Consider the following 24,875-nt stretch of genomic DNA (forward strand, 5'->3'; position numbering starts at 1 on the left):
TACATAGCATCGTCTGTTAAACTGTGAAAATAGGCGGTTGCAGATACGTTGCCGTGTTAGCCTGATCTATTTTGCGGAGGTGCGGGGATGAACGGAAGTCTGTTTGAGCCACGGCTGTGTGACGGGGATTATATTCCCCGTTTTTTTGCTTACTATTACAAGCAGTGGCACGATTACACCATGCCGTATCACGATCATCATTCTACCGAAATTATGTACATGATCTCCGGCCTGTGCCGGGTGGATGTAAAGACAGGAGAGAAAGCGGGAGAAAGCATCACGCTGCGTAAAGGGGAGTTTATTATGCTGGACGCGGATGTGTCGCACCGACTGGTCGTAGAAGGAGAGCAGCCGTGCCGGATGCTGAATGTGGAGTTCGGTTTTACGGAAGGGGTGCGAGTAGGTCCGTCTATCCGACAACTGGCAGGGGAAGAGCACGAGGTCACAGCCTTCATGTCGCGTCCATTCCCTTATCTGGTACTGTCTGACCCGGAAGAGGTGTATTATACGCTGAAAAGCCTCGTGCTGGAGCTGGATCAACGAAAAGAACATCCAGGCGCAATGGCTGAACTGCTGTTTATGCAATTGCTCGTGCGAATTGCGCGTTTGCGTGAGGAAACGGAACGTAGTGACACGCAGCAAACGGATGTCTACATTAAACGATGTATCGAATTTCTTCATCTCAACTATGACCAGGATATTCTGGTTAAGGATATGGCAGCGGCGGTGAATCTGCATCCAGGGTATTTGCATCGCATTTTCAAAAAACATACCGGACAAACACTCACCGCTTATTTGACCATGCTGCGAATGGACAAGGCCCGAATGCTGCTCCAGCAAACGGACATTCCCATTCACGAAATTGCCGATTATGTAGGCGTGGGCAGCAGGCAATATTTCCATATGCTCTTCAAAAAGCACACAGGCAAGACACCTGTCGAATACCGCTCTGCCGTGGAACGCCATGTGTGGAACTATGCGGAGGATGAAGAGGGATGAGGTGGCAAGTTAAGTTAGAATTTTTGACACCTATACGCGAATCTGGTCATGATTTTGATAACGCTCCCCTCTGGCAAATTGCTACAATGACGGTATACTACACATCTAACGCTGGAGGTTGAATGCCGTGTCATTTAAAGTAGCTTTTATTGGAGCGGGGAGCATCGGTTTTACCCGTGGAATTTTGCGAGATCTGTTGACGGTGCCGGAATTTAACGAGATTGAAGTGGCTTTTACGGACATTAATCAGCACAATCTGGATATGGTCACTGAGCTGTGCCAGCGGGATATTCGGGAGAACGGTTTGTCTATTCAAATACAGTCCTCTACGGACCGGAAAGTGGCTTTGAAGGATGCCAAATATGTGATTTGTACGATCCGGGTTGGCGGGCTGGAAGGGTTTGCGACCGATGTAGACATTCCGCTGAAATATGGCGTGGATCAATGCGTGGGCGATACGCTGTGTGCAGGAGGTATTATGTATGGGCAGCGTGGTATTGCGGAAATGCTGGAGATCTGCAAGGATATCCGCGAGCTAAGCGCACCAGATGTGCTGCTGCTGAACTACTCGAACCCGATGGCGATGATTACCTGGGCCTGCAACAAGTACAGCGGTGTACGTACGATTGGGTTGTGTCACGGTGTACAGCATGGACATCACCAAATTGCTGAAGTATATGGCTTGGAGAAGCAGGATGTGGACATTGTGTGTGCCGGAATCAATCACCAGACGTGGTACATTCAGGCGTCACATGAAGGCAAGGATCTGACAGCTGGACTGCTGGAGGCTTTTGAAAAGCATCCCGAATATAGCCGCACCGAAAAGGTACGGATCGACATGCTTCGTCGCTTTGGCTATTACAGCACCGAATCGAACGGTCATTTAAGTGAGTATGTTCCCTGGTACCGGAAGCGTCCGGATGAAATTCTCGACTGGATTGATCTGGGCAGCTGGATTAATGGAGAAACGGGAGGCTATCTGCGTGTATGTACGGAAGGACGCAACTGGTTTGAAACAGATTTTCCAAACTGGATGAAGGAAGACCCATTGGTGTATAAGGCAGAGAATCGTGGTGAGGAGCATGGCTCCTACATTATCGAAGGACTGGAAACAGGACGTGTATACCGGGGGCATTTTAATGTCGTCAACAACGGAGTGATTTCCAATCTGCCGGATGATGCGATTATTGAGGCGCCCGGATATGTGGATCGTAACGGCATTTCCATGCCTCATGTGGGTGAACTGCCGCTCGGCCCTGCGGCTGTCTGCAATGTTAGCATTTCAGTGCAGCGTTTGGCGGTTGAAGCTGCCGTACATGGGGACGACAAGCTGTTGCGGCAGGCGTTCATGATGGACCCACTGGTGGGTGCGGTATGTAATCCGAAGGAAATCTGGCAAATGGTCGATGAAATGCTGGTAGCGCAGGAAGAGTGGCTTCCACAATACGGAGCGGCAATTGCCGAGGCGCGTCAACGTTTAGCTGCGGGCGATCTGATCCCAACTCGTGCGTATGAGGGAGCGGCAAGGCTTAAGGTCAAGACGATTGAGGAAATGCAGCTGGATCGGGAGGCGGCCAACAAAAATGCGGGCGAATCCGACAAAGGCAAGGAACGTGAAAAGGTGTAGCCTAGCAAGGACTAGCAGCTTGGTACAATTGTATGAGCGCTCACTGCATGTACATGCATGATGAATGGCCGTGAGGCTGTACTACGATCAATAGGGTATTTTCATGGCGATGAGAGCCTGAAAATGCCCTTTTGGTGTCGATAGATTTAACGATTTGGCATAGACCGGAGTTTGGATTTTATCATTGTCGATTTGAGCTGGCGGAAATTAAAGAAAATCCCCTTATTTTTTCTAAATCCGCTTTTTTGGTGTCGATCCCGAAGGTCGGGAGAGCTTGTCACAGCAGGCATAGTTCATCATATGAAGGACTCGGCCCTTGGAAATGGGGAGACAGCAAAAACGGGTACTGTGGCAATTCATGTGCCTAATTAATAATTTAATCCTTAATTTATTCAATTTACAGCAGTTTTCCAGCTCACTATAATCTAACATAGGAGGTGACAAAAAGGGGAGAAAGTAAGCGCGTGGAAAAATAGAAAGCGCTTACCTTAGGCAGCTATGAACGCCGCTTTTTTTGGAGAAAGATGGCGTAACTCACACATAATCATGTAACAATCAGGTGCCGCCATAGGAAGATTCAACAAAATCTACGGAAAGATAGGTGAAGCAATTGAAAACAAAGCAAGTGCTTCGTAAAGGCATGAAGTATGCTTTTGCGCTATCACTCGTCGCAAGCAGCTTTCTACCAGGTGCGGGATTTACGGATAAAATACATGCAGAATCCCATGTGGACAATCCTTATCAAGGGGCGACAAAATACGTTAGTCCTGATTATGCGGCTAGTGTCGATACATCGATTGCCAAGGTTACAGATTCAACACTGAAAGCGAAAATGCAAACCATCAAAACGTTCCCGACTGCCGTATGGCTCGATCGCATCGCTGCTATTAACGGCGGTGGAGGCAAGCTTGGTTTGGAAGCGCATTTGGATCAAGTGTTGGCGCAAAAGAAAGGCAACACACCAATTACGGCAGAGTTTATTGTATATGATCTGCCCGGACGGGATTGTCACGCCTTGGCTTCCAATGGTGAGCTTCCGCTGACCCAAGCGGGTCTGGAAACGTACAAAAAGGACTATGTCGATAAAATTGCTGCTATTTTTGCCAATCCGAAGTATCAGGATATCCGCATTGTAGCGATTATTGAGCCGGACAGTTTGCCGAATCTGGTAACGAATCTGGATGATCCCAAATGTGCTCAAGCCAAATCTACAGGGATTTATGAAGCTGGCGTTAAGTATACCATGAACAAACTGAACACGATTCCGAACGTCTACAAATATGTAGATATCGGTCACTCCGGTTGGCTGGGTTGGGATAACAACCGTTCAGCAACTGTTTCATTGTTCACGAATATTTTCAGAGATACTAGCAAAGGACTGTCCAGCGTGGACGGCTTTATCACGAATACAGCCAACTCTTCCCCACTGACAGAGCCTAATCTGCCCGATCCAAACCTGAATATCGGCGGACAGCCGATCAAATCGTCCAAGTACTACGAATGGAATCCTAACTTCGATGAACTGGATTTCACAGAGTCTTTGCATAGAGATTTTGTAAACGCAGGTTGGCCGAGCTCACTCGGTATGCTCATTGATACGGGCCGTAACGGATGGGGAGGACCTAACCGTCCGACTGCCGCTGTCGGCAGTGATATTAACTCCTATGTGAACTCAGGCCGTGTAGACAAACGCTCGCATCGTGGCAACTGGTGTAATAACAGCGGAGCAGGTATGGGCACACCGCCGCAAACAGCTCCAGCTTCCCATGTCGATGCTTATGTATGGGCGAAACCTCCGGGTGATTCCGATGGTTCCAGCTCGCTCATTCCGAACGATGAGGGTAAAGGCTTTGATCGGTACTGTGATCCTACCTATACAACCAAGGATGGCACATTAACAGATGCTTTACCGAATGCACCTATTTCAGGAGCTTGGTTCCATGATCAGTTTGTTATGCTTGTGCAAAATGCATATCCAGCGATTGTCCCTTCATCTGGTGGCGGAACAACTCCTACACCAGCGGCTCCGGCAGTACCAGCGGGCTTAAAGGCGACAGCCGGTAATGCGGAAGTGAAGCTGACCTGGAATGCGTCCACTGGGGCCGACAGCTACACGGTAAAACGTGCAACCAGCGAAGCAGGTCCTTTTACAGCCGTTGCGCCTCTTGTTACTGAGAAAGAGTACACAGATAAGGGACTGACGAACGGAACAACTTATTTCTATGTTGTAAGTGCTACGAATACGAAAGGAACAAGCAAGGATTCCACTGCGGTAAGCGCTGAGCCAAAAGGTACACCTACAGATCCAACGGACCCTACAGAACCAGCGGGTGATCTGGTTGTAATGTATCGGGCCGGGGACACCGATCCAGCTAATAACGCAGTCAAGCCTTTCTTAAATCTGAAAAATAATGGTACAACACCCGTGAAGCTGAGTGAGCTGAAAGTCCGGTATTATTTCACGAAAGATGGCAGCCAGGAGCTGCAATCCGCAGTAGACTATGCGCAAGTAGGCAATGATAATGTGCTGCGAACCATTACTGACAATTATATCGAAATTGGCTTCAATGCTGCTGCCGGCACGCTTGCTGCTGGAGCGCAAACAGGTGATATTCAGATCCGTATCAACAAAAGCGACTGGTCTAACCTGGACGAATCCAATGATTACTCCTTCGATCCTACCAAAACCTCTTATACAGAATGGAATAAAGTAACATTATTCCATAATGATAAGCTGGTGTGGGGAATCGAGCCTTAGGATTGGGACAGAAGATGTGCGCTTAAGCAATGGAAGAGCCCCGAAGGAAAAGCTACGGCACAACTGCCGTAGCTTTTTTTTGATCGTGTTCAGATAAAGAACCTCATGACCAAGAGAATAAGCATTCAAATTGTGTATAATGAAAAAGAATGCTGTTCTACTGTGGAGGTCATCATGAGTAAAAAGTTAATTTTAGATGTAGATACGGGTATCGACGACGCACTTGCCATTGCGTACGCGGTCCATTCACCGGAATTGGAACTGCTTGGCATTACAACCACCTTTGGAAATATCTCGGTAGAGGAGGCAACACGCAACTCACTGATCCTGCTGGAAAAGCTGGGTGTAGAGGCCCCGGTCGTGTCCGGCGCTCACAAGCCGTATGCCCGCGAGCTGTTCAAGCCGTATTCCCGCCATATTCATGGTGAAGACGGCATTGGCAACCAGTTGAAGGGTTCGCCTTCCCGACAGGCAGCGTCTGGTGATGCGGCCGATTTTATCATCGGACAGGCTCGTCGCTATGAAGGCAAGCTTACCCTTGTAGCGGTGGGACCGTTGACCAACCTTGCGATTGCACTGGATCGTTGCCCCGAACTGCCGCAATTGCTTGACCGTCTGATCATTATGGGCGGTGCAGTCACGGTAAAAGGCAATGTAACCCCAACGGCTGAAGCGAATATATATGCCGATCCTGAAGCCGCAGCCTATGTGTTGGGGGCGGGTTTCCCGCTCACGCTGGTTGGGCTGGATGTGACCATGCAGACGCTGCTTCCTCAGCATGAAGTGGACAAATGGCGTGAGCAAGGGACCGAGCTAGGCACCTTTATGGCAGATATGACGGACTTCTATATGGAAGCCTATCGTAATTTTAGACCCGGTATTGCAGGCTGTGCTTTGCATGATCCGTTGGCCGTAGGGCTGGCGATTGATTCCAGCTTTGTGGAGAAGCGCCCGATGCACATTGCCGTCGAGGTGGGGGATTCCGCCGAGGTTGGTCGTACCCGTGAAGTACCGGGCGAGGATCAAGCTCATTTACAGACAAGTATTGACGTGGCACTTGAAGTGGATGCGGATCGGTTTTTGCGCCATTTTCTGAGTCGGGTGGTATAAAAAATAATTCAAAAGATTGCCGATGGCTCTGCATCGGCAATTTTGTGTATACATGTAGGCGCGTCCTCATAAACCACAAAGGAGGAGATTTATTGTGTTTTCTGCTGCTCAACGACTGCCTTTGCTGGAACACATGTACAATCATGCCCCGACAGGGATAGCCATTTTTTCGAGGGACGGAAAATGTCTGTACGTCAATCCCTCCCTTTGTCGCATGGTCGGATACAAGCAGGAGGAATTGCTGAAAACCCGATATTATCATTTGTTGTATAAAGGAGATAAAGATCGACAAGCGTTGCGGGACGCCTATACGGGCTGGCTGAAAGCTACGGATCAAGTGTACAAGGCAGAGCTTCGTTTAAGACATCAGCGGGGAACATCCGTCTGGTTATCGCTGGAATTAACGATATTTGATGACCCGGCTACGGGTCAAACGTATCTGATTGCCTACGCGATGGACATCACAGAGAAAAAAGACATGCAGCAGGTACTCTCGGATAATGAGGACTTGTACATGCTGATTACAGAAAATACGCCAGATGTGATCTCGTTCAGCACGCCGGACGGCAACCTTCAATATGTTTCTCCTTCGGTAGAAAAGCTCCTTGGCTACACCAGGCAGGAAATGCTCGGCAAAAAACGGCTCGAATTTTATCATGCAGAAGATGCCGATTATATGCGCGTACATGGAATCTTCCAGGAAACAGGTATTATGAAGCGGCGTGTCCGTCACAAGGACGGACATTATTTGTGGCTGGAAGTGTCATACCGCATCATTCGGGATGAGGAAGGCAAAATCAAGCGAGTTCTGTCTATCGGCCGCAACATCACGGAGCGCCAGAAGAGCGAGGATAATCTTGCAAAAGCCCAGCAACTGGCGATGTTTGGTTCATGGGACTGGGATTTGGTTAACGACGTTTTGCATTTTTCCATGGAATTCCGCAGCATTTTCGGCTTTAGCGTAAAGCCGGTCGAGACAAGTATTGATTCTTTTCTGGATGCTATTCATCCAGAGGATAAAGAGCGAATGATCGAGATCATTACGAACGTCATTTTAAAAGGGATTCATAAAGAAACCTTTTATCGGATTGTACTGCCTAATGGTGAACAGAAAGTGCTGCGTTCGACCTGGGAAGCGGAAATGGACGAGCGCGGAGAACAGCCAATTCAAATTGTCGGTATGGTACAGGATGTCACGGAGCACCAAAAAATGGAGCAACGCCTTCGTGAAAGTGAAAACCGTTATAAATCGCTGTTTCAGCATAACCCGCTCGGCATATGCGCCATGAATATGGAAGGTCAAATCCTGAGCGTGAACCCCAGTCTGGAGGAACTTATTGGTTATACAAGGAAGGAACTGCTTGGGACTGGAGTTCTTGTGATGGCTTCTTCCGAGGAACAGGACAAGATTAGGCATCATATGGAGCTGGCCAAGCAGGGAGAAACGCAAACCTATGAATCAGAGTTCATACATAAGGATGGGGAGCGCTTGTTTATCAAGGTAACCAATATCCCGATTTTTGTGTATGAGCAAATTGTTGGCTGCTACGGCATCTTTGAAAATGTTACTCCGCTCAAAAGCTACATCGCCCAAATCGAAAAGCTCAGCAACGAGCATTCACTCATTCTGAACGCCGTATCCGAAGGCATTGTGGGCTTGAGCACCGAGGGGCATGTCCGTTTTATGAATCCGGCGGCGGTCGAAATGTTTGGAGTGGGGGCCGAAAATTCACTGAACGGGACATGCACGGATATGATCCGCCATGTCGATGAGATAAGCAGACATTACCCGGATGAGCAGCCATCCATTCTTCAGGCGATCCGCAGTGGTGCTTCTTATCAGGCTGAGGAAGCCGTATTTTGGAAAAAAGACGGATCCAGCTTCCTCGTCTCATACCGGATCAGTCCCCTGATGGATAATGGGGAGCGTAAAGGGGCCGTAATGGTTTTTGTAGATATAACGAATGAAAAGGAAATCATCCGGGCCAAGGAATCCGCCGAGCGGGCCGACCGGGCCAAGTCAGAATTTCTTTCTGTGATGAGTCATGAGCTTCGTACACCTATGAACGGAATTATCGGAATGGCTGGACTGCTCGCGGACACTGAATTGGATGAGGAACAGCGAAGCTATATCGATATTATTACCAATAGCAGTAGTGCTTTAATGCAAATATTGAATGAAATACTGGATTTGAGCAAAATTGAGGCTGGAAAAATGGCGTTGCTGCACGAACCTTTTGAACTTGAGGATATGATGGGCAGTGTGGCGGATCTATTTCTCAAGCAAGCTATGGAAAAAGACATTGAGCTGGAGTGGCATGTGGATCAGGAATTGCCGGGGGTCCTTGTCGGTGACCATGTGCGTATCCGGCAGGTGCTGGTGAATTTGGTGAGCAATGCAATCAAATTTACGGAGCGAGGGCGTGTAAACATCTTTGCCGAGAGCAAGGCTTACAGCAGCCGTAAAAAGAAATGCTTGATTGAGTTCAGTGTAACCGATACTGGCATCGGTATTCCCGCAGATCGCCAGCATCTATTGTTTCAGCCCTTTTCCCAGCTTCATCCGGCACTGAACCGGAAATATGGAGGAACAGGCTTGGGACTGTCCATCTGCAAAAACCTGGTCAGTCTGATGGGCGGCTCCATTGATGTGGATAGTGACGAGGCCAGAGGAGCCACGTTCCGGTTTCAGCTAGATCTTATGCTGCCAGAAGGGGAAGCGCTTGCGAATATAAGCCGTGACGAGCCTTACGAATCAACGGAATGCTAAAAGAAATAGCCAGCCGTGGTGCTTAACGCATCACGGCTATTTTTATGTTCAAGTGGAGTGTATGAAAGAATGGCACAACACACAACAGTCGATGCTATATTATTGAAATAGATATTTACATATCTAAAAAAAGAGATATAATGAGGTTTATGGATACTCTAATGATTTTTAAAGCTTTGTCGAATGATACACGCCTGCAAATTTTGGATTGGTTAAAAAATTCAGATGAAAATTTCGGACCGCAATTGTTTTTACCAACGGATGCTAACTTTAAAGGAGGGATTTGTGTAGGTAGCATTCAGGAAAAAACAGGATTAGCACAATCTGTTATTTCCAGTTACTTAACGCTCATGAAGAAGGCTGGGCTTTTGGAATCCAGGCGATTTGGACAGTGGACCTATTACCGAAGAAATGAAGAGAATATTTGCAAATTCGCTGAATATATCAAGAATGAAATGTAGGTAGCCACAAAATAATGAACAAGGTTACCTACTTTTTTGTGTATATTATATCTATAAATATAGATTTTCGAATATATGAATTATGAGGTCAAGGAGATGGAAATCGTGAACAAAAACAGTCCATTATTTTTTATTGCATTAGGTATATTTGGCATTATAAATACGGAGCTTGGAGTCGTTGGGATTTTGCCAATGGTCATGGATAAGTATAACGTTACTGCACCACAAGCTGGAATACTGGTCAGTCTTTTTGCACTCACTATTGCCATTTTTGGGCCATGGGTAACTCTGCTATTTTCAAAATGGAATCGTAAATGGTTACTGATGAGCATCATGATTATTTTTTCCATCTCGAATGTGATATCAGCTTTTGCACCGAACTTTTATACACTTGTCGTATTCCGAATAATCCCTGCCTTTTTTCATCCGGTGTATTTCTCCATTGCCTTCGTACTAGCTGTTGCATTATCGAAGAAAGAAGAGGCTGCTAAAGCAAGTGCAAAGGTATTTCTTGGAGTTAGTGTGGGGATGGTATTGGGGGTTCCGCTTACTTCTTATATTGCTGATCAATTCTCTCTTGGCACTTCATTTCTGTTCTCTGCTGTTGTAAATATTATTGCGTGTGTTGGAATAGGGCTCATGGTTCCTTCCAGATTGGAGCAGAAGGAAGTACCTATCAGGAACCAGCTTAAAATATTGAGGAAACCCACATTGTGGTTGAATATCGGTAGTGTATGCTTCATATTTGCTGCGATGTTTTCTGTATATAGTTATTTTGCGGAGTATCTAGGAGAGAAAACGCATATGAGTGGAGAATGGATTAGCACGATGCTTGTGCTTTTCGGGATTAGTGGTGTGGCTGGTAACTGGTACTCGGGAAAGATGTTAAACCATCATATGTTGAAAACGGTGTTGCTTTATCCTGTTGCTTTAGGGGTTTGTTATTTACTGCTTCAATATGTGGGTGCAACTCTTCTTCTCACAAGTGGGATTATTATTGTCTGGGGAGCTGTTCATACGAGTGGATTGATTGTAAGTCAAATTTGGCTTACCTCGGAGGCTCCAGAAGCCCCGGAATTTGCGAATAGTCTGTATGTTTCTTTTTCAAATTTGGGTGTCACCATAGGGACAGCGATGGGAGGCTGGTTTATTTCTCAATTAGGAACAGGAGATGTTGTTTGGAGTGGCCTACTTTTTGTTGTATTGTCTCTTGTATGTATTATCGTGAAATCTATATTTTTTGGGATACATACGAAGTCAAAAAATATGTAACAAACTTTTGCCGAAATCATTACAGGTTAACGTTGATTTCAAGACCAGCTTTCTGAGTTGGTCTTTTTTTCTGCAAGAAATCCCCAAAGAAATGATTGACAAACTGTTCTAACTGTATTATTAATAATAGTACAGTTAGAACAGTAAAGAGGATGCAGATGAAACTGATCAAGTCTTGAAAGGAGGAAGTCCATGTTCGAGCTGGATATCCGCAGCCGCAAGCCGATTTACGAACAGCTAACGGACAAGGTAAAGGAAATGATTGTATACGGATCGCTTCAGCCGGATGAGCAATTGCCTTCGGTACGGGTTTTATCCGCTCAGCTTACGGTAAACCCCAACACGATTCAGAAGGCGTATCGAGAGCTGGAACGCGAAGGATACATTTATTCCATCCAAGGCAAGGGCAGCTTTGTCACCCCTGCCGAGCATCAGCCGCAGCAAATGAAGCGGGATGAGATTCGGGCGGCGCTGTTGAAGCAGATGATCGAAGCTGTCCATTTCGGTTTTACGCATCAGGAAGTGGACGCCTTATACGTGGAAGCTACGCAATTGAAGGAAAGGGGGATGTCCCTTGATTGAGTTAAGGGAAGTCACAAAGACATTTACAGAAGAAAAGGCTGTCGATCAGCTCGCCCTTACGGTGAAGAAAGGCTCTATTTTTGGACTTTTGGGCTCTAACGGAGCAGGTAAAACGACGCTGCTCAAAATCATCGCCGGGATTTACAGACCGGATACTGGGAAGGTGCTAATCGGTGGACAGCCCGTGTATGAGCAGCCAGAAGTCAAGCAGCGCATTCTGTTTATGCCGGATACCCCTTATTTTTTCCCGCAAGCGACGATTCGCCAGGTGGCCCGGTTTTACCGCTCCATTTATCCGAGCTGGAGTGAGGAACGCTACATACAGCTTACCGACATTTTCAAGCTTGACCCGAAGCGTAAACTTCACCGTTTTTCCAAGGGGATGAAGCGTCAGGCCGCTTTTTTGCTTGCCTTGAGCTGCATGCCTGAGCTGCTGATTTTGGATGAACCGATTGACGGACTGGACCCGGTAATGCGACGAATGATCAAAAATTTGCTGTTCCAAGAAACCGCCGCACGTGAGATGACCGTCGTGATTTCATCCCATAATTTGCGTGAAATAGAAGACATGTGTGATCATGTCGGCATTATGCATCAGGGACGTATGTTGTTGGAAAAAGAGGTTGACGATCTCAAGTCTGATACACATAAGGTGCAGGTTGCCTTTCGTGACAGCACGCATGAGGAAGCCGTCTGTGGACAACTTCCGATTGTACATAAGGAGCGCAGAGGCAGTGTTCTGCTGCTTATTATCCGGGGGGAACGAGAGCAGATTACAGAAACGATTCAGGCGTATGAGCCGCATGTGTTCGATTTACTGCCGTTGACGCTGGAGGAAATTTTCATTTATGAAATGGAGGACGCAGGTTATGACATCCAACCGATTCTTCTGTAGCGGCGGCGTGATTCGTCAAAGCCTGAGACAGCATGGCTGGATCGGTCTGTTGTACTTGGCGGGATTATTGTTTACAGTGCCGCTGCCGTTATTTATGAGCATCGGAGACGAACGGATGCCCACGGTTTTGGGAAGTCTGTTCGATTATACAAGCAAGTACAACGACTTACACACTCCGATACTGCTGACCGTACCGGTGCTGGCCGGTGTGATAATGCTTCGTTTTATTCAGCGGCAGGGGCCATCTGATTTGTATCACAGTCTGCCATTACGCAGGGAACATCTGCTAACGGCACATTTGATCAGTGGTCTTATCCTCTTGCTCGTACCCGTGTGGCTCACGGCGGGAGTGACGGCTTGGGTTAACGCCACGAATGATCTGCCTTATATTTTTCACATGAATGATGTTGGATCATGGGCATTGGTCGTCTCGGTCATTAGCATTTTTCTTTTCGCCTTTACTGTGTTTGTAGGTATTTGCGTAGGGCAATCGCTGCTGCAAATTGCTGTAGTGTACGTTTTGATGGTGCTTCCCTTCTTTCTGTCATCCATGATTAGTCGCTTTCTGGGGCATCATTTGTACGGTTACTATCAGGCCAGTGGAACAATAGTTCGTTATAGTGATGGCATGGAGTTACGTAGTAACAATAATATTTGGCATTCTTTATCGCCGTTTGTTCGCTTTACGGAATTGCTGAGAACTCCATTTTCATATATTGAACTGCTTGTTTATATTGGTGTTTCTCTGCTGTTTGTGATCTTGAGCTATGTGTTGTATCGCAAACGGCTGGTAGAGAAGGCAACGCAAGCAATGGCATTTACCTTCTTCCAGCCCTTATTTAAAGCAGGTGTGATGCTGTGCGCTATGCTGCTAGTAGGGGACTATTTTAATGGCGTAGGCGGACAAGGTAAAGACTGGTCTATCTTCGGCTATATACTTGGAGCTATTTTGGGCTATATCGCTGTGGAGATGGTGATTCGCAAGACGTGGCAAATTGTACGTGTACGTGCTTTGCTGGAATTGGTTGCTTACACCGCAGTGTTAGGTCTGGCAATGTACATTCCGACTTCAAGTTGGGTAGGTTACGAAGATCGAATTCCGACTGCGCATTCCGTGGAGCAAGTTTATGCCGGACCAAGTTTGTATTTGGATGGGGGCATTACACGAAAAGATCTTTATTTTTCGCAGGATAAGGCTTATATCGCTTCTGTGCTGAATTTACAGCGTGAACTCGTGCGGGCACATTCATCAGGACAGACGCCCATGACCAAAGATGAACCTCTTCAAATGATAGCCATTGCCTATCATCTTGACGATGGTTCAATTATGACCCGAAGCTATACATTTCCCGAGCAGCCTTTCCGGGCAGAACTGGCAAAGGTCATGATGTCTGAGCCGTACAAAACAGTAGCATACTCGTTGGATAAGCTATATGGTGCAGCCGAAACGATCAGCATTAAATCAGGGGATGATGAGGAACGGAGGGTGATACTGACCGATCCGAAAGAAATTCGCGAATTTGAAGCTGTGCTGAAAGAAGAAATTTTGGATATGAGCTATAGCGAAATGCAGTCTGGAAGTTATCCGCTGGGGAATATCGAGATTCTGCATAAGGCCTCCTCTATTTCCAAATATGAGCCGGAATGGGCTCGTAATATTGCATATAACTGGCGTTTATCCTTTCACAAACTGGAGGGTTGGCTGAAACAGAAGGGATATGCCGACAGGGTAATTGTCACGTCGAAGGATATACTTTCTGTGCGTGCTGTTCCAATTGTTTCTCAGGAGATGAAACCTTATCAATCTGGTCAGTATATCGAAGACGTCAATTTATTCAGAGATATACAACAGAAGCATAAAGCAATCGTCATTGAAGATATGAAGCTCTGGAAAGCTATTTTGGAAAACCGCAGATCCTATAACTATACTCCGGATATGGAGAAGGGCACTTACCTGATACAGATCAAAATCAAACCTTTATATGGTTTAAATGCTCACACAGGCTATTATTTATTAACTCCAAAAGACATGACACCTGAGCTTGCAAAGGCTCTACCCGCCACTCCTTAAAACGGCACCGAACGGCAGATAAGAAATTCCTCCTGATTTGGGCAGATGTAGAGGTATATAGAGATAGAACGCAGAACGTAAAGAGTATAATGTTCGGTAAATGATGCCAGCCCAATTCAGGAAGGAGCAGTACAATATGAGATATACAGAAGATCGTGAGTTTATACAGTTGTTGGATCACTATAAGCAATCCTTTGCCGGATGGGATTTTTCATTCATCTCGGATACAGGACGCGTAGCGAGCGAGCCCTTGGACTGGTCTTATGCCAGCAAGGCTATGACGCTCATCCATTCTTCCACGGCGATGCTGGATATGGGAACAGGCGGAGGCGAACTTTTGTCACGGCTGCGTCCTTTTCCAGAGATCGTATGCGCGACAGAAGCATATGCACCGAATATTCCTGTTGCCAAGGAACGATTGGAGCCGCTTGGCGTACGCGTGATGGCTATAGATGACGACGACTCACTTCCATTGGATGATAACGGGTTCGATCTCGTGCTGAACAAGCATGAGGCATTTTCTCCAGCGAAAGTGCGGCGTATTTTGCGTTCGGGCGGGATGTTCTTGACCCAACAGGTGGGGGGCCTGGATTGTGTGGGCATTAACGACCGTTTGGGAGCGCCTTATAGCGAGTATGCGGACTGGTCCCTTTCTCAAGCGATTACCGGTCTGAAAAGCAACGGCTTCGAAATCGTGGAGCAGCGGGAACAGTTTCCGATACAGCGGTTTTTCGATATTGGAGCGCTTGTCTACTACTTAAAGGCGATTGAATGGCAGATTGCTGATTTTCAACCAGAGAGATATATAGAACAGCTGTATGGCCTACATCTGGACATTCAACGTGATGGGTATTGGGACGTGAAACAGCACCGTTTTTTGATCCATGCTAGAGCAGTATAGAATTGTTACATTATAATACCGAATAATACCGAGAAGGCCTTCCTCTAAAGGAGGCTTCTTTTTGTCCTTTTTGGGTGTACTCCTTTATGGTAAAAACAAAATCAAAAGCCACGCGGCGGTTGGCAGTGAAATACCGTAAGGACATTTTTACCATCTCCTCGTATACTAATCTTTACCATAATTGTACAATGAAAGAGCAGTGGCTTAAAGACTCATTTTATTTAAAAGATATAGGGGGATGTACATGTCTGATCCAAAGGGAATTATAACCGAGCGGGAAACAGGCGCCTCCATGCGACTAGCATGGTTTTGGCCGTGGCTGGGCGGTACATTTATGTTTGGATTGTTTTCAGTCATGTTTAATGTATTTTGGAGTATGGCTGTGGCGTCTAATGTACAGCTTCTGCTGAGGCGCGAAGGTGTGACGGATACTGCGGTCATTGTGATGATGATATTATACGCCTGGATCATCGGTCTGATTTTTGCGGCTTACGGTGTCTGGAGTGCGCGTATTTTCAGTCTGCGAAAACTTCCGCTCATGCTGACAGGGCTGTTATCATTATTATGTGGCCTGGGTTTATGGATTGTGGGGTTACAAGGCTCTGGCGGCCAACCATCCGAAGTGTGGGGCGACTCGTGGCAACTGTTTTCAATCTATCACGCGTGGGCGGAGCCTGTACTGGAGGTATTGGAGCCGTATACACAGCATGGTGAAATCTGGTTTCTGCTGACTGCACTGCTGCCGATCGCCGGAATGGTAGTGGGTGTTGGGGTGGATCGTTATCCGGCGGTGACAGGAAAGAACGGAAAGGTAGATCGTAGATGGCAATGGGTCGTTGCCGCCATGTCTGCCGCGCTCGTTATTGTGCTGACCATTGCACTGATGCTGCCTCATCGTCCGTTGATCGCAGAACGGGATTTTCCAGTGGTCGATGGGGCTACAGCGGCGATTCCGTTCGCACAGGATATGCTGCATGAGCTGACCGGAATGAGCAAGGCGCGCGCGGCGCACGAATTGAGATTCAACACAACGCATCAGGCGTATGTAAATCTGATCAACAAGAAAGCGGATCTCATTCTGGTGGCAGGACCATCCAATGGAGAGCTGCAACTTGCGAAAAGTCAGGGAGTGAAAATAAAGCTTACTCCAATTGGGCGGGATGCGTTTATTTTTCTCGTTCACTTTGATAATCCGGTTCATAATTTGTCCTCAAAGCAGATTCGTCGCATTTATGAAGGCTCCATTCATAATTGGAGTGAAGTGGGAGGCAAGGACCAGCCGATTGTAGCCTATCAGCGGGAAGAAAATTCGGGAAGTCAGACGTATATGCAAAAGAAAGTGATGGCAGACCATGAGATGGCCGAGCCGCCCCGGGAGCGCACGATTGGCATCATGGGTGGTATGATTAATGCAGTTGCCGATTATAACAAGGATCACAATGCGCTCGGGTATTCGTTTTATTATTTTGCCAATGTGATGCATAAGCGGCAAGAAGTTAGATTTTTGTCCATTGACGGAGTAGTGCCAAACAAGGAGCATATCCGTTCGCAACAATATCCGTTCACCGCTCAATTGTTCGTGGTCACACGGGAAGGAGAGAAGTACAGCCCTTCGGTTCAACGGCTGCTCCAGTGGCTGCAAAGCGAAGATGGCAAACGGATCATTGAACAAGGCGGTTTTGTTCCTGTACATCCGTAGACGAGTTTTTCCATACCGTCGATTTTGGGTTTTCATCCGTCAAGAGTGAAACGAAGACAGCAGGGTAATACATAGGATATACCTTGCTGCGATTACATACCCAAGCAGCATTGTACTAACACAGTAAGGGGATGAACGAAAATGAAGAAAAAATTACCGGCCTGGGCGCTTTTGCTCGCCGTATCCATCATGACAGCAGGTTGTGGAGCAGGTGCAACACAAGCAGGACAAACCGGACAGCAAGAGCAGAACGGTCAAACCGTTCAGGATGGGCAAAAGGGCTCTGCTTCCGCGCAACCGGGTGCTTCGGGGGCAGGTGGACAAGCATCCACAGATGCGAATGCGGCGAAGGTTCGCATGGACGATGTTACCGCGCTGCGCCTGATCGACGGTAAATCCGGCTGGATCGGCGGGAAGGGCTGGATTGCCCGGACAGACGCAGGTACATCCGGTTCAGCCGGAGCGGCATGGGATGTGCAATATCAGGGCCAAGGGACAGTGCAGCAAATTTTTGCCTTGAATGGGCAGCAGGCATGGGCCGTCGTGGCAGACAGCGGTACGCTGCTGGCGACTCAGGATGGAGGCCAACGCTGGGAAAGTACCGGGACGGTGCCGAAGCAAGGACAAGCGGGCTTTTTGCACTTTGTATCGTCCAAGGAAGGATTCAGCGGAAATCAATATACGAAGGACGGTGGTCAAACCTGGTCCGCGTTTCCCGTACCTGATCATACCGTTGGGGAACCATACTATCATGATCAGCAAAACGGTTGGGCAGTAACGCAAAGCAAAGAGGGCTCGTTCCGTATCTTACATACAATGAATGGCGGTCAGAAGTGGACCACCGTTCTGTCTCGGACAACCGAAGCGCCTCTGAACGGTGTAATCATTCGTTCGGTAGAACGCGGAAACGCTTGGATTGAGCTGGTTGGGGATACGGGTATGAATCAGACCTCATATTCGCTTTGGCATACCGCCGATAGTGGCCAAAGCTGGCGTGCTGTGCTGGCCAATGCGACCGCTGGCGGCGGTCCGGCGCCCGGCATTAGCCAGCAAGACCATCAGGTTCCCAAGAACGAAGGGGCGGCACCGGGGATGCTCTATGCGGTAAACAGCAGTACCGCGTTGATGGGTGGCTACTGCGCACCGTGCGACAAGCCTAATACCATCGGCTGGACGAATGACGGAGGCAAGACGTGGAACAATGGCAAACAAAGCTTTGACGGCTATGGTAGCCAGCAAATCGGAATGGCCAATGCCAAGGAGGGCTGGGCTATTTTCTCGGATTCAGAGAAGGCTCCGGTTATGTATACCACCTCGGATGGTGGACAGCATTGGACCCAGAGCCATGTCTTTGACAAGCCTGCGGCATCAGGTTCCTGAGCAGATGTAGTCCTTAGCAGATAAGTCCTGAGCAGATATAGTAAGGAGGGAGAACACATGAGCCAACAGAAGAAAAGTGCAATCACATGGGCTGATGGCCGTGAGGTGCCACTGATCGGACAGGGGACATGGCATATGGGTGAAAAAGCTTCGTTTCGGCAAGAGGAAGTGCGCGCGCTTCAACTTGGCTTGGATCTGGGCATGACGTTGGTCGATACGGCTGAAATGTATGCTGAGGGCGGTGCAGAAGAGATCGTCGGGGAGGCCATTCGGGGCCGTCGGGACGAGGTGTATCTCGTCAGCAAGGCTTACCCTCATCATGCAGACCGCCAAGGGCTGGCTCAAGCGTGCGAAGCGAGCCTGACCCGCATGGGAATGGAGTACATGGACATGTATTTGTTGCATTGGCGAGGGAATATCCCGCTGGAAGAGACGATACAAGGCATGGAAAAACTGCGTGAGCAGGGCAAAATCCGCAACTGGGGCGTGTCCAATCTGGACAAGTCCGACATGGAGGAGCTGTGGAGCCTGACTGGAGGCGATACCTGCGCGGTTAACCAAGTGCTATATCATGCGGCTTCGCGGGGGATTGAATATGATCTGCTTCCTTGGAGCCGTACACATGGTGTGCCTGTGATGGCGTATTGCCCGATTGCACAAGGCGGACGTCTACGGCGGGGGCTGTTGGAACATCCCGTCATGGAGGACATCGCTGCCAGTCACCGGGTAACGCCATCCCAGATTGCACTCGCATGGGTCATACGAGATGGCGATATCTGGGCAATCCCGAAGGCGGTACAGGAATCACATGTACGGGAAAATGCAGCGGCAGCGAATATCCGGCTCACTCCTGAACAACTGCAACAAATAGATGAAGCTTTTCCGCCGCCTACGCAGAAGCAGCCGCTGGATATCGTTTGAGGGAGGGGCGCCATGGAAGAGAGAGAAACAGGAACCAAGACAGAGCTGCATGAGGTAGATGATCATTTGGATTACGGATTATCTGTCGTATTCATCGGCTTCAATCCCAGCTTGAAGTCAGGAGAAGTGGGGCATCATTATGCGAACCCGCGCAACCGTTTTTGGCGCATACTGGAGGGAGCGGGTTTGACCCCTCGCCTGTACGATCCATCAGAGGATCGGGAGCTGCTCAAGCTTGGCTACGGGTTTACGAACATTGTTTCCAGGCCCACGAGGGGAGTGGAGGACATTGCACGCGAGGAATACGCCGAAGGACGTCTGAAGCTGTATGCCAAGCTAAAGGAATACCGTCCCAAGATTGCCTGCTTTGTTGGCAAAGGTGTATATACCGAATACAGTAAAAAATCCAAAGCAGATTGGGGATTCCAGCCCGAGCCGCTGATCCCCGAGATGTATGAGTTTGTAGCCCCTTCGTCCAGCGGACTGGTTCGCATGTCACTGGAAGAGATCACAGATATTTACCGCCGTCTCCAGACGTTTCTGACAGCAGAAATCGTCTGATATGCAGCGAGAATAATGGATTCAGCTAGAAGAAAAAGAACCACATGGTCATGCCCCGAGGGGAAGAACGTGTGGTTCTTTGAGCTACCGCGACTCTATTTTAAGGCTTTTGTCTGCCACGCCTGATCCACCGGAACGTAAGGATAACCCAGATCACGGGCTACCGCCTCGTAGGTGATATGACCGTTCAGGACATTCGTGCCGCTGAGCAATGGCTTGCTTCTGCGAAGGGCTTCCTGAACCCCCTGATCTGCAAGCTGGAGGGCGAAGGGAAGCGTCGCATTCGTCAAAGCAAGCGTCGAGGTTTGCGGCACTGCGCCCGGCATGTTCGCTACGGCATAGTGAATGACGCCATGCTTCACATAGGTTGGCTGATCATGTGTCGTGATGTGGTCAATCGTCTCGACAATACCTCCCTGGTCGATAGCGACATCCACAATCACAGAACCGGGCTGCATCGTCTGCACCATAGCCTCCGTTACGAGACGAGGGGCTTTGGCTCCAGTGATCAGGACAGCACCGATCAGCAAATCGCTCTGCGCTACGGCTTCGGCAATGTTGGATGGTGTGGACACCAGCGTATGAAGCTGGTTGCCGAAAATATCGTCCAGCTGGCGCAGCCGATGCAGGCTCAGATCGATCAGCGTCACGTCCGCGCCGAGGCCGATGGCGACCTTCGCAGCGTTCGTGCCGACGACCCCGCCGCCAATAATGGTCACTTTGCCGCGCTTGACTCCCGGCACGCCTGCCAGCAGAATGCCTTTGCCGCCCTTCGGTTTTTCCAGCAATTGTGCCCCGATTTGCACAGCCATTCGGCCTGCGACCTCGCTCATGGGGGTGAGCAGTGGAAGGCTTCCCCCGACATCTAATGTTTCATAGGAGATAGCAGTTACGCCATTGTCCGTCAGCGCCCGGGCCAGTGCCGGCTCAGCAGCCAGATGAAGATAGGTGAACAAAATCAGCCCTTTTCGGAAATATCCGTATTCTGAGGACAACGGCTCCTTCACCTTGATAATCAGATCCGCCTGAGACCACACATCCGCTGCGTGCTGTACAATCGTTGCACCCGCCGTGGCATAATCTCCATCTGTAAAGCCACTTTCAACCCCTGCATGACTTTCCACAAACACGTGATGTCCGTGCTGGATCATCTGAGCTGCACCAGCAGGTGTCAAGGAGACACGATTTTCATTGTTTTTAATCTCTTTCGGAATTCCAATGTTCACTTTGTTCACCTCTCCTGAAAATAATTGTTATCCAACGGCAAATAATTGTTCTTCAGGGCAGCTGCGCTGCTTTGTTGCAGTGCTGCTGTGTTTCTGTGTTGCAATGTTTCTGCACCAAACGGATTCAAAAATTGCATTATCATTTTTGTGCAGCCTGCCAATTAGTTAAATGGACTCAAGCCGACAAATGCAATTCATGTTAGATTAGGTACAGTTTACAAGTGGGAAAGCTCCTTGACATCATACATTTTGTCGGATTATCTGACTTCAAGGCTCGACTTTTTGATGAATAGGTGTCATATAAAATGACATAAAGACATATACATAAGGAGAATCCCGATGAACGGTAAAAAAACCTTTACCATTGCGGATGTGCTGGAACGTCCGGTATTCCGGCGGGCCAAGCTGGCGGCCGGGGAGCAGGGCACGAGTCACCGGGTCGGCTGGGTCCATGTGCTGGAAATCACAAACGTAACCCCCTTTGTGAGCCGTCATGACCTGATTTTGACGACTGGCCTGTGGCTGACCCGGGAAGGGGAGGAACGCGCTGAGTATATGGAGCAGCTGATCCGTTCCGAAGCCGCAGGACTGTGCGTGGAGCTGGGTACGAGCATCCATGAGATTCCGCCGGAAATCCTGGAGCTGGCGGAACGGCATCATTTTCCGGTCATCGTATTTGAACAGCCGGTACGCTTTGTTGAAATCACGCAAGATATTCATTCCCTGCTTATTAACCGCCACCATGAACTGCTGAAAGATCTGGAGCGCTTCTCGCGCCAGCTTCAGCAGGAGACGCTGCGCAGCACGGATATGAGTGCCCTTTTACGGGTACTTCATGATTATGCCGCCCGACAGGTCATCTACATGTCTTCCATTGATACCAATCGGTTCGTGCCTTCTATCCAGCCTGATGTGGCTGACCGCATTGCGAATTTTTATGCCAATGAGGTGGAATCCAGCATGACGTCTGACCGGGAAGGTCACTTGCTGTTTCATCTCAATGAATCCACCGCCGTCTTGTTTCAGCCGGTTGTCTGCTTCGGGCAGGTGTTTTCCGCAGTAGCTCTGGTGCTGCATGGCGAAACGCCGACGGAAGAACTGTCACTGCTGCTGGATTACACGGCCAAGGCAGCCGCTACGCTGGTGCTGAGAACTCAGTTCCTCGAAGACCGGTTGTTACGCAACCAGAATGAACTGATTCAGGATGTGCTGAACGGACAGCTTCCCAGCGAGGAACAGGCTCAGACCCGGATGGGGCTGCGTCTGCTGCCCAAGGGACAGTATTTATTTTGGGCTGGGGTTATTGAGGTGGAGCATCAGGATAAGGAAGCCAGTCAGGTGCGCAAGGAGTCCATTAACCAGGATATATTGGTATTGCTCCGTTCTTTGCTGAAAAAGGAGACGCTGCACAATCTGCTCATGATGAAGGGTAACCAGTGCTACATTCTTTGCGCCAAGGAGGAATTGACTCTGCGTTCCGGGGCACAAATGAAGAAAGTGCTTGCCCATACCGTGCAATATATTCAGAACTATGCTGCTGGGCAGCTTGACAAGGTGCGCATTCATGCAGGTTTCGGCAAAGTGAGGTACCAGATGACCGGAGCAGGCCGTAGCTTTGAAGAGGCTTATCAGGTTATTGAAGTGGCGCGAAGCGTTCCGGCCATGAGAGATCGATTTTTTTACGACAGTATCGGAATCTATCAGTTGTTGAAGGCCGTGCCCCGCACTCCTTTTTTACAAGAGTTTGTACAGGATCATTTGGGCGGGCTGATTTCGCATGACCGTGAGCACCATATGCAGCTTCTGGATACGCTGGATGCTTATTTTCGATGCTATGGCTCCAAGCGCGATACTGCCGGAATCCTGTACATTCACAGGCAAACTCTCTACAATCGGCTGGACAAAATTAACGAGATCATAGGAGGAAATCTGGCAGACCCGGATAAACGTCGTTGTCTGGAGATGGCATTGCTGGCTCACCGGATGCTACAGGCCGAAAAATGATCCTAAATGACTACTTCTATTTTTCAATCTACTCATTTACAATGCGTGTCAACACTGAGATAATAGAAGAGATAACGGAAATATCTTTGAAAGGGGATTAATATGAATATAAAAAAATGGATTGCCGTCCCTCTTATTCTGCTAATGGTAGCTTTGACGGGTTGCCAGGCAGTAGGCGGATTTGATGTAAGTAAAAATCTTTTGGGCACACTTGATGTGAAATCCCAGCAGTCAACGGAGAAGATATCTCTTAAATTGACTCCAAAAGCAGGCATTACACAAGGAGATCAGGAAATTGTTGATTTAATCAATTCCATTTCCGTAACAGTGGATGAGGCCAAGGTACAATCGGAGGAACTCGCTTCCGCCAAGGGCACATTGCACATCGACAAGTATAATTTGCCGTTTGAAATTGCTTTGGACCGTCAAGGTGTGGCTATTCAACTGGAAGGTGCCAAAAAACCTTATTACATATCTTTGAACTCACAGGAGAGTTTGAGCGGTCTGCCTGCCGGATTTGATCCTTATGTATACTCCAAAGATGTAAGAGATCTGACGAAAACAGCCGCAGCACTTGTACTCAAGCATGCTCCTAACCCTTCGACCATCTCTGCAACGTCTGTAACCGAGGAAGTATACGGTGAGAAGGATAAAGTGAAGCTGACCCGCTTGCATGCGGAGCTTCGTGGGGATGAGCTGGTAACATTGGTAAAACCGTTCCTGACCAATCTGGCCAAGGACGAGGCAGGCTTGAAAGAACTGATCGGGCAAGCGATTGATTTTACTAAAAATATCGCTTCCAGCATGAATGTTGATGGTGCTGATCAAGTCACAAGCCAACTGAACACGAACAAGGAAAAACTGGTCAATGAGGCTTATACCGAGGTTAAAAAGTATTTGGATCTGGCCGTTGCTCAATATGATGTAGGCGTAAGCACTTTATATGCACAGTCTCCTGAAATTAAAACGGTTCTGAGTTCCAATACGGTTCTGAAAACCGATATGTATTTTGATGAAAAAGGAAATGTTCGCAAATCAGTGTCAGACCTGACGGTTGCTTTGCCAGAAGTAGATAGTCTTCCAGTGAAGTCCTTCTCGATTGTTACGGAAACTCAATCCTGGAACGTAAACGGTAGTGTAACAGCCGACAAGGTAGATATCTCCAATGGTGTAATCGACCTGAATAAACAAGCTGAATTAACACCAGGAGCGACACTTCGCAATTTTGATGCGAACTCTCCGATCTACAATATTTTAAAAAATGATTTGGAAATTACAAAAGTTGAAACCACTTTCGATCCTAAAGACGATTACTATGTGCTGGTGAATCGTAAAGGTACGGCCTTCATTCCACTGCGTGAGCTGACGTACGAACTGGGTTCCGAATTAAAATGGGATGCAGCTGCCAAGCAAATTACAGTTGTGGATGATATTACAGGTAAGACCATCAAGCTGAAAAGCGGCTCCAAACAGGCTGAACTGGAAGGAAGCACATTAACGCTGCCACAAGCTCCATATACGGATGAATATGGTACGCTGTATGTTCCTTTCAAATCGGTTGCCGAAGCATTGGGTGCTACAGTAACCCGTAACAGTAATGGTGAGTATGTGTTGAAACGCGACTAAAAAGAAATTCCA

18 protein-coding genes are annotated in these 24,875 nt (G+C 48.2%); 17 read left to right on the forward strand and 1 reads right to left on the reverse strand.

Annotation, left to right across the window (positions count from 1 at the left end; genetic code table 11):
* The first annotated feature begins 87 nt into the window (after positions 1 to 87).
* From ABIA61_RS10775 to ABIA61_RS10845, 15 genes are all read left to right on the forward strand, one after another.
* The gene (locus tag ABIA61_RS10775; RefSeq protein WP_404580714.1) at positions 88 to 999 is read left to right on the forward strand and encodes a helix-turn-helix domain-containing protein; all 912 of its coding nucleotides are present in this window, start codon (positions 88 to 90) and stop codon (positions 997 to 999) included.
* Positions 1,000 to 1,126: 127 nt separating this feature from the next.
* On the forward strand, positions 1,127 to 2,626 hold the full coding sequence (gene melA / locus ABIA61_RS10780; RefSeq protein ID WP_404580715.1) for an alpha-glucosidase/alpha-galactosidase: 1,500 nt from the start codon (positions 1,127 to 1,129) through the stop codon (positions 2,624 to 2,626).
* A gap of 601 nt (positions 2,627 to 3,227) precedes the next feature.
* Positions 3,228 to 5,384, forward strand: coding sequence for a glycoside hydrolase family 6 protein (locus ABIA61_RS10785; RefSeq protein WP_404580716.1), 2,157 nt, complete (start codon positions 3,228 to 3,230; stop codon positions 5,382 to 5,384).
* Between the two features lie 174 nt (positions 5,385 to 5,558).
* Complete coding sequence (locus tag ABIA61_RS10790; RefSeq protein WP_404580717.1) at positions 5,559 to 6,494, forward strand: nucleoside hydrolase; 936 nt, start codon at positions 5,559 to 5,561, stop codon at positions 6,492 to 6,494.
* Between the two features lie 94 nt (positions 6,495 to 6,588).
* A complete protein-coding gene (locus ABIA61_RS10795; protein WP_283654843.1) occupies positions 6,589 to 9,264 on the forward strand; it encodes a PAS domain S-box protein in 2,676 nt (891 codons plus the stop codon).
* Positions 9,265 to 9,413: 149 nt separating this feature from the next.
* On the forward strand, positions 9,414 to 9,725 hold the full coding sequence (locus ABIA61_RS10800; protein WP_149096077.1) for an ArsR/SmtB family transcription factor: 312 nt from the start codon (positions 9,414 to 9,416) through the stop codon (positions 9,723 to 9,725).
* 105 nt (positions 9,726 to 9,830) lie between these two features.
* Positions 9,831 to 10,997 (forward strand): MFS transporter, encoded by a 1,167-nt coding sequence (locus ABIA61_RS10805; RefSeq protein ID WP_404520415.1) that lies wholly within the window; start codon positions 9,831 to 9,833, stop codon positions 10,995 to 10,997.
* A gap of 192 nt (positions 10,998 to 11,189) precedes the next feature.
* Complete coding sequence (locus ABIA61_RS10810; protein ID WP_283654844.1) at positions 11,190 to 11,579, forward strand: GntR family transcriptional regulator; 390 nt, start codon at positions 11,190 to 11,192, stop codon at positions 11,577 to 11,579.
* The gene (locus ABIA61_RS10815) at positions 11,572 to 12,474 is read left to right on the forward strand and encodes an ABC transporter ATP-binding protein (protein WP_283654845.1); all 903 of its coding nucleotides are present in this window, start codon (positions 11,572 to 11,574) and stop codon (positions 12,472 to 12,474) included. The genes ABIA61_RS10810 and ABIA61_RS10815 overlap by 8 nt, the downstream gene beginning before the upstream one ends.
* On the forward strand, positions 12,449 to 14,545 hold the full coding sequence (locus ABIA61_RS10820) for an ABC transporter permease subunit (protein ID WP_283654846.1): 2,097 nt from the start codon (positions 12,449 to 12,451) through the stop codon (positions 14,543 to 14,545). The genes ABIA61_RS10815 and ABIA61_RS10820 overlap by 26 nt, the downstream gene beginning before the upstream one ends.
* A 136-nt stretch (positions 14,546 to 14,681) precedes the next feature.
* Positions 14,682 to 15,446 carry a methyltransferase domain-containing protein gene (locus tag ABIA61_RS10825; protein ID WP_283654847.1) on the forward strand — a complete coding sequence of 255 codons (765 nt, stop codon included), beginning with the start codon at positions 14,682 to 14,684 and terminating at the stop codon, positions 15,444 to 15,446.
* Positions 15,447 to 15,690: 244 nt separating this feature from the next.
* Positions 15,691 to 17,145, forward strand: coding sequence for a PstS family phosphate ABC transporter substrate-binding protein (locus ABIA61_RS10830; RefSeq protein ID WP_283654848.1), 1,455 nt, complete (start codon positions 15,691 to 15,693; stop codon positions 17,143 to 17,145).
* Between the two features lie 141 nt (positions 17,146 to 17,286).
* Complete coding sequence (locus ABIA61_RS10835) at positions 17,287 to 18,525, forward strand: beta propeller repeat protein (RefSeq protein WP_283654849.1); 1,239 nt, start codon at positions 17,287 to 17,289, stop codon at positions 18,523 to 18,525.
* Between the two features lie 57 nt (positions 18,526 to 18,582).
* Positions 18,583 to 19,446 (forward strand): aldo/keto reductase, encoded by an 864-nt coding sequence (locus ABIA61_RS10840; protein WP_283654850.1) that lies wholly within the window; start codon positions 18,583 to 18,585, stop codon positions 19,444 to 19,446.
* Positions 19,447 to 19,458: 12 nt separating this feature from the next.
* The gene (locus ABIA61_RS10845) at positions 19,459 to 20,007 is read left to right on the forward strand and encodes a mismatch-specific DNA-glycosylase (RefSeq protein ID WP_283654851.1); all 549 of its coding nucleotides are present in this window, start codon (positions 19,459 to 19,461) and stop codon (positions 20,005 to 20,007) included.
* 95 nt (positions 20,008 to 20,102) lie between these two features.
* Here ABIA61_RS10845 and ald read toward each other — a convergent pair whose 3' ends face one another.
* Positions 20,103 to 21,233 carry an alanine dehydrogenase gene (gene ald, locus ABIA61_RS10850; protein ID WP_283654852.1) on the reverse strand — a complete coding sequence of 377 codons (1,131 nt, stop codon included), beginning with the start codon at positions 21,231 to 21,233 and terminating at the stop codon, positions 20,103 to 20,105.
* A gap of 339 nt (positions 21,234 to 21,572) precedes the next feature.
* On the opposite strand from ald, the gene ABIA61_RS10855 reads away from it, so the two are divergent.
* On the forward strand, positions 21,573 to 23,237 hold the full coding sequence (locus ABIA61_RS10855; protein WP_404580718.1) for a PucR family transcriptional regulator: 1,665 nt from the start codon (positions 21,573 to 21,575) through the stop codon (positions 23,235 to 23,237).
* A 102-nt stretch (positions 23,238 to 23,339) separates the two neighbouring features.
* Entirely contained in the window at positions 23,340 to 24,863 is a 1,524-nt protein-coding gene (locus ABIA61_RS10860; protein WP_404520400.1) for a copper amine oxidase N-terminal domain-containing protein, read from the forward strand.
* Positions 24,864 to 24,875: the final 12 nt, after the last annotated feature.

Origin of the sequence: Paenibacillus sp. RC21 (assembly GCF_044907935.1) — a bacterium.
GTDB lineage: Bacteria > Bacillota > Bacilli > Paenibacillales > Paenibacillaceae > Paenibacillus > Paenibacillus terrae_A.